This window comes from Azospirillum sp. HJ39, assembly GCF_041507355.1.
In the GTDB taxonomy this organism is placed as follows: domain Bacteria; phylum Pseudomonadota; class Alphaproteobacteria; order Azospirillales; family Azospirillaceae; genus Azospirillum; species Azospirillum thiophilum.
The window spans coordinates 808,305-815,000 of the sequence record NZ_CP167912.1; the positions used below are offsets into that span (position 1 = coordinate 808,305).

The 6,696-nt window shown below is 65.2% G+C and carries 5 protein-coding genes, 1 tRNA gene, 2 rRNA genes and 1 pseudogene (1 of these 9 cut by a window edge); 3 read left to right on the forward strand and 6 right to left on the reverse strand.

The features are described 5' to 3' along the window. Nucleotides 1–7: 7 nt before the first annotated feature. The gene (locus ABMY26_RS31120; RefSeq protein ID WP_372399377.1) at nucleotides 8–1,213 is read left to right on the forward strand and encodes an acyl-CoA dehydrogenase family protein; all 1,206 of its coding nucleotides are present in this window, start codon (nucleotides 8–10) and stop codon (nucleotides 1,211–1,213) included. A 162-nt stretch (nucleotides 1,214–1,375) separates the two neighbouring features. Here the strand turns inward: ABMY26_RS31120 and ABMY26_RS31125 are convergent, their stop codons facing one another. Beyond that, nucleotides 1,376–1,681: a peroxidase-related enzyme gene (locus ABMY26_RS31125; RefSeq protein ID WP_372399378.1), complete on the reverse strand. Its 306-nt coding sequence runs from the start codon at nucleotides 1,679–1,681 to the stop codon at nucleotides 1,376–1,378. Continuing rightward, nucleotides 1,682–1,726, reverse strand: a pseudogene (locus ABMY26_RS31130) (hypothetical protein); the annotation flags it as partial. 820 nt (nucleotides 1,727–2,546) lie between these two features. Between ABMY26_RS31130 and ABMY26_RS31135 the strand changes: the two are divergent. Together ABMY26_RS31135 and ABMY26_RS31140 are read left to right on the forward strand one after the other, a co-directional pair. Beyond that, entirely contained in the window at nucleotides 2,547–2,780 is a 234-nt protein-coding gene (locus ABMY26_RS31135) for a hypothetical protein (protein WP_372399379.1), read from the forward strand. Further along, the gene (locus ABMY26_RS31140; protein WP_372399380.1) at nucleotides 2,761–3,417 is read left to right on the forward strand and encodes a methionine ABC transporter permease; all 657 of its coding nucleotides are present in this window, start codon (nucleotides 2,761–2,763) and stop codon (nucleotides 3,415–3,417) included. The genes ABMY26_RS31135 and ABMY26_RS31140 overlap by 20 nt, the downstream gene beginning before the upstream one ends. Nucleotides 3,418–3,468: 51 nt before the next feature. Here the strand turns inward: ABMY26_RS31140 and ABMY26_RS31145 are convergent, their stop codons facing one another. The 4 genes from ABMY26_RS31145 to ABMY26_RS31160 all read right to left on the reverse strand — a co-directional run. Beyond that, the gene (locus ABMY26_RS31145) at nucleotides 3,469–4,188 is read right to left on the reverse strand and encodes a GntR family transcriptional regulator (RefSeq protein WP_372399381.1); all 720 of its coding nucleotides are present in this window, start codon (nucleotides 4,186–4,188) and stop codon (nucleotides 3,469–3,471) included. Between the two features lie 242 nt (nucleotides 4,189–4,430). Next, a tRNA-Met gene (locus ABMY26_RS31150) sits at nucleotides 4,431–4,507 on the reverse strand. Between the two features lie 76 nt (nucleotides 4,508–4,583). Continuing rightward, nucleotides 4,584–4,699 (reverse strand): 5S ribosomal RNA (gene rrf / locus ABMY26_RS31155). 185 nt (nucleotides 4,700–4,884) lie between these two features. Then, nucleotides 4,885–6,696: ribosomal RNA gene (locus ABMY26_RS31160) — 23S ribosomal RNA — on the reverse strand; it runs 934 nt beyond the window's last position.

The following is a 6,696-nucleotide window of genomic DNA, read 5'->3' on the forward strand; positions in this document are numbered from 1 at the left end:
GCCTGCCATGCCCTTCGACGATCTGCCCTTTCCGCCCGCCCCCTTCGGTGAAGCCGGCACCGCTCCGACGGTCGACCCGTCGCTCATCTCCGCTCTGTCGGCGGAGTTCGCGCTGCGCGCCGCCGAGCATGACGCCGCCGCCAGCTTCCCGTTCGAGAATTTCGAACGGCTGGCAGGCAAAGGGATTCCGGCGCTGGTCACGCCAAAAGCGGCGGGCGGCAAGGGCGGCGGGCTGGGGGATGCGTTGACGGTGGTGAACGGCATCGCCCGCGGTGAGCCGTCCACCGCGCTGGTTCTGGTGCTGCAATACGTCATCCACAACCAGCTCTGGCGTGGGTCCGCCTGGCCGGAGGCTCTGCGCGACCGCATTGCCAGCTCCGCCGTGACAGACGGTGCCCTGATCAACATCCTCCGGGTGGAGCCGGAACTGGGCACACCCCACCGCGGCGGCCTGCCGGCGACGGTGGCGCGCAAGGTACCGGGGGGTTGGCGCCTCTCGGGCACCAAGATTTACTCCACCGGCATTCCGGCATTGTCCTGGCTCGGCGTCTGGGCACGCACCGACGATACCGAACCGCTTGTCGGCACCTGGGTGGTCCCGCGCGGTGCCGGGCTGGCGGAGCAGGGGATCGAGGTGCGGGAGACCTGGAACCACATCGGCATGCGGGCCAGCGGTAGCCACGAGGTGGTGTTCCGTGACGTCTTCGTCCCCGACGATCATGCCGGCGAGCTTCGCCCGCCCGCCGGCTGGGCCGCACCCGACGCGGTCGCCACCGCCTGGATGGCCACCCTGTTCAGCGGCGTCTATGACGGCATCGCCCGCTCGGCCCGCGACTGGCTGGTCGGCTTCCTGCACGCCCGCAAGCCGACAGGGCTGAATGGGTCTTCGCTCGCCACCGTCCCGCGCCTGCAGGAAGCGCTGGGTGGGATCGAGGCGCTGCTGCTGGCCAACCGCATCCTCCTGCGTTCGCTGTCGGCGGCGGTGGACGGCGGCTCCCCGCCTTCGTCCAGCGACGCCCTGCTGGTGAAATACACGGTGACCAACAACGCCATCGACGCGGTGGCGCGGGCGCTGGAGGTCACCGGCAATCCCGGCCTGTCGCGCGACAATCCACTGGAGCGCCATCATCGGGACGTTCTGTGCGCCCGCGTCCACGCCCCACAGAACGACATGATCCTGATCGGGGCCGGACGCGCCGCTCTCGCGGGATAGAGAACCCGCAAACCAGGGCACTTCACTTTCGATTTGGTTGCAGGACCAGGAGGGCCTTTGCCGAACCCGCGTTCTTCGGGGGCCATCCGAAAAGACCGCTCCCATCCTGCCCAAGCGGGGGGTTGGGCGCCGGCCGCCGCCCGCGTGGCGCCTCAGTGCCGATCAGCGAACAGGCTCATCCAAGCTCAGCATAAGGCGGTTGGCCCAGGCGAAGATTGCAACCGCCAGGATCAAGTCAAGGATTTCGACCTCGTCCAATCCAGCTCGGCGAAGGTCTGCGACATCCTCTTCCGCCAGGGAAGCGGGCGTGCCCGTCAGGCGGGCAGCGGCGACGGAGAGTGCCTGCCGGTGCGGGTCGCTCAGACCACCGATTCCATGCGTGAAGAGCGCATCGATTTCGTCCCTGCCGCCGGTCAACTCGACGAAGCGGCGGGCATGGACGGAGGCGCAATAGACGCAGCCGTTCAATACCGACTCAACGGCGGTGGCCAGTTCGCGCTCCGCCCGTGGCAGGCCGCGCGGGCGTACATGATGCCGTTGAACAGCGGCGTGCGGTGGAGAAGCGCCTCGGGCTCATGCGCCAGCACCAGCGAATAGGCGCCGACGGCCGTGTTCGACGGCGTCGCCGCCAGCGCCAGGCGCTGCTCCTCGGTCGCCTGCTCCAGCAGTACCGGGGGGAGCCATGGCTTCCAATCCAGGACGTCGGTGGTGAAACCGATCGCAGGATCGGCCGGAACCGGTCGCTCCGGCGACAGATGGGCTTGCCGTGGGGCCGCAACTCCCCCCTCCAGCGCCTGCAGACCGGCCAGCAACCGGACTTGATAGTTCACCAGCGCGATCAGCTGCGACAGCGCGACGATGCCGTGGGCGTCCAGCCCCGCCGCCTCCAGTGCGCTCAGATGCTCCGGCCGGGAGTGGCGCGGGGAGAGGGTGACACGTTCCGCATGGGCGATCAGGGCCGGGCGTGCTTCGACGGCGCCGCCAAGCTCTCGGTAATGGGCGGCAAGCGCGTCGTTCCCGGCCAACGACGCGATGCGCGCTGCCACCGCTGCGCGCTCCGTGGCGGGAAACAGGCCAGGACGCCGAGGCGCCAGCAGGGCATCGTGAGCCGCCTGCGTACGGGCGCGGACCTCCGCCCGGCGGGCGCGCAACACCTGCAGGGGTGAGCCCTCGTCCAGCCCGGCAATCAGATCGATAAGGCCGGGAGCGGTCAGTTTGGGCTCGCCGACGGTGTCGAAGGTGGTGGCGCTCATCGGAAATCCTCCGCTTCGGTCCATTCGTCGCCCTGCAGTTCCGGCGTCTCGATCCGCCCGCGCAGGGCAGCGGGCAGGCGGTGCTGTCGCTGCGTTTCACCGGCGAAAGCCACCCGGAGGGCATCTCGCTCGCCAGCCTGCTGGCACTCGCCCCCGATGCCAAGCTGCTGCATGGCGGCATCGACCGCATCCAGGGCCATGCCCAGGGCGACCTTGTGATCGCCGTTCCGGTCGCGGCGATGCGCTCGGCCGCCGGCTCCCGCTTCTCCCCCGACAGCTGGAAGGTTCTCGGCTATGTCGTCGACGATGTTTGACCGCTATCTGCGCGCCTTCGGCGAAACGCTGACGATGGTCGGCGTTTCCGTCACCATCACCATCCTCAGCGGGCTGACCCTGGCCCTGCTGCTGGTCGCCACCGCCCCCGGCGGCCTCTATCCGCGGCAGCGTTTCAACAAGGGGCTGTCGGTGGTGGTGAACGTCTTCCGGGCGATCCCCTTCATCATCCTGCTGGTGGCGCTGCTGCCCTTCACCCGGCTGCTCGTCGGCACGACGCTGGGCATCTGGGCCGCCATCGTTCCGCTCAGCATCCACCTGATCGCCTTCTACACCCGCGTCGCCCAGGTCAGCCTGAACGAGGTCGACCACGGGCTGATCGAGGCGGCCCACGCCATGGGCTTCCGCCGCTGGCACATCGTCCGCCATGTCATCCTGCCCGAGGCGCTGCCCGGCCTGATCGGCGGCATGACCGTCTGCGTGATCGCGATGATCAACGCCTCGGCGATGGCGGGGGCGGTCGGCGCCGGGGGCTTGGGCGACCTCGCCATCCGCTACGGCTACGAACGCTACGAGACCCAGGTGCTGTTCGAGATCATCGTGATCCTGATCGTGCTGGTCACCTCGGTGCAGTTCGGCGGCGAATGGCTGTCCCGGCGGGTCCATCATCGCCGTTGAGGCCATCCCCGGCAAATCAACTTCCGGAGCGGCGCCGGCCACCGCCAAACCCTACCCTTCCCAGCGGTGGGAGAGGATGAAGCTGTAGCGTTCGGACCGGATGTGGAACACCGAACGGTCGGCACAGCCGCCGCCGACGAAGACGGAGCGGCGGTCCATCACCAGCACCGGCGCGCCCGCCGGCAGACCGAGCGCCGCCGCCACCTCCGCATCGGCCGCTGCCGCCTTCACCTCGATGTCGGCGCCGCCGACCGGCTTGCCGACGATGTCCTGCAGGATGCCGTAGATCGGCCGGTGTCCTGCCGCCTGCCAGTCGACCGGCTCCAGAGCCTGCGGCAGCAGGCTGCGACCCAGCGCCACCGGTTCGCCGTCCACCAGATGCAGGCGGCACACCTCCAGGCAGTGGGGACCGAAATCCTCCCGCAGCTCCGCCGGAGTCGGCACGATCCGCGCCGACAAGGGCCGCATCGTGGCGTCCAGCCCCTGCAGGCGCAGGGATTCGTGGAAGCTGCGCAGGCGGTCGAGCGGATGCTGGACGCGTTTGCCCGCGGTGAAGGTGCCCTTGCCCTTGCGGCGCTCGATCAGCCCGTCCGTCTCCAGCCGGTCGAGCGCCAGCCGGACGGTGACCCGGCTGACACCGAAGCGGGCACCGATCTCGCTTTCGGTCGGCAGCCGTCCCGACGGCTCGAACAGACGGGCGGCGATCTCGTCGCGCAGCCGGTCGGCGATCTGACGGTAGAGCGCCGTCGCATTGTCTCGCACCAGGGCCACCCTGCCCTCTCCCCTTCATTGACTGAGCCGATCGGCCAGCGGATGCCGCCTTGATGCCACCGGCGACGGGACGGCTCAACGCTTACAAACCAGTTCAGATTGGCGGGGCATAACACGAACCAGAGCCAAGCTTATTTCAGCCGCAAATCTGTCCGGGATATGGGGGCCAGCTCACAACGGCCAACGGCACATGAAAAAGCCCGCCGGATCGAAGCTAAGCGCTTGATCTGGCGGGCTTAATTTGGTTGCGGGGGCAGGATTTGAACCTGCGGCCTTCAGGTTATGAGCCTGACGAGCTACCGGGCTGCTCCACCCCGCGGATGTCCTGTCGATTGGGGTGGATTTTGTGAAGAGCGATTGCGGAGCGCTGGATTGGCGTCTCCTGTGCCTGAGCGACCTGGCGGCGACCTACTCTCCCACGTCTTAAGACGCAGTACCATCGGCGCAGAGGCTTTTCACGGCCGAGTTCGGGATGGGATCGGGTGTTTGACACCTCGCCATGACCACCAGGTCACCGAGGCACAAGACCGACGCCCGCTGCATTGTCCACCGACCTATGATCGGGGTCATGCTGCGATCCGGAACGCTTCGCAATCTGTCGTGCAAGTGACGAGGGTGTGTATCGAACGGCATCGCATTGGTCAAGTCTGCTGTCGAGCAGGCTTGCTGCTGCGCATGGCGCGGTTGTGTGGGGTTGAGATCAAGCCGATCGAGCGATTAGTAAGGCTTAGCTTCGAGCGTCACCGCCCGTCCACATGCCTCCTATCGACGTGATGGTCTGTCACGGCTCTCAAGGGAGCTCTTGTTTAGAGGTGGGTTTCCCGCTTAGATGCTTTCAGCGGTTATCCCGTCCATACTTAGCTACCCGGCCATGCCACTGGCGTGACAACCGGTGCACCAGAGGTATGTCCATCCCGGTCCTCTCGTACTAGGGACAGATCCTCGCAAAACTCCTACACCCACGGCAGATAGGGACCGAACTGTCTCACGACGTTCTAAACCCAGCTCACGTACCACTTTAATCGGCGAACAGCCGAACCCTTGGGACCTGCTCCAGCCCCAGGATGTGATGAGCCGACATCGAGGTGCCAAACGACTCCGTCGATATGGACTCTTGGGAGTCATCAGCCTGTTATCCCCGGCGTACCTTTTATCCGTTGAGCGATGGCCCGTCCACGTGGAGCCACCGGATCACTATGGCCGACTTTCGTCTCTGCTCGACTTGTCAGTCTTGCAGTCAGGCGGGCTTATGCCATTGCACTCGACGAGCGATTTCCGACCGCTCTGAGCCCACCATCGCGCGCCTCCGTTACACTTTGGGAGGCGACCGCCCCAGTCAAACTACCCGCCATGCAGGGTCCCGGGCCCGGATAACGGGCCGCGGTTAGATGCCAGAGATCTCAAGGGTGGTATTTCAAGGTTGGCTCCACCCGGGCTGGCGCCCAGGCTTCCAAGCCTCCCACCTATCCTACACATGAGATCCCTAGCACCACTGCAAAGCTGTAGTAAAGGTGCACGGGGTCTTTCCGTCTGACCGCGGGAACTCCGCATCTTCACGGAGAGTTCAATTTCGCTGAGTTGGTGTTGGAGACAGCGGGGAAGTCGTTACGCCATTCGTGCAGGTCGGAACTTACCCGACAAGGAATTTCGCTACCTTAGGACCGTTATAGTTACGGCCGCCGTTTACCGGGGCTTCAATTCAGAGCTTGCACCCCTCCTCTTAACCTTCCGGCACCGGGCAGGCGTCAGACCCTATACGTCGCCTTGTGTGGCTTCGCAGAGCCCTGTGTTTTTAGTAAACAGTCGCTACCCCCTGGTCTGTGCCCCCCGCCCGTGCTTGCGCACGAACGGGGCCCTCTTCTTCCGAAGTTACGAGGGCAATTTGCCGAGTTCCTTCAACACCATTCTCTCAAGCGCCTGGGTATACTCTACCTGTCCACCTGTGTCGGTTTGGGGTACGGTCTATACGGCGGGGCTGTTTCCTGGAACCGGTCCACAGCATGTCCAATCCGATAAGGACATACACGCTTTCCAATCCGTCACCTCCGCCAGGCCCACGACTATTAACGTGGTTCCCATCGACTACGCCTTTCGGCCTCGCCTTAGGGGCCGGCTCACCCTGCGTGGATTAACCTTGCGCAGGAACCCTTGGACTTTCGGCGAGAGTGTTTCTCACACTCTTTGTCGCTACTCATGTCAGCATTCTCACTTCCGATACCTCCAGGCGACCTCACGGCCACCCTTCGCAGGCTTACGGAACGCTCCGCTACCGCGTGATCCTAAGATCACACCCGCAGCTTCGGTACACGGCTTGAGCCCCGATACATTTTCGGCGCAGGCCGGCTTAACTAGACCAGTGAGCTATTACGCTTTCTTTAAAGGATGGCTGCTTCTAAGCCAACCTCCTGGTTGTCATGGCCTTCCCACATCCTTTCCCACTTAGCCGTGATTTGGGGACCTTAGCTGGCGGTCTGGGCTGTTTCCCTCTCGACGATGGACCTTAGCACC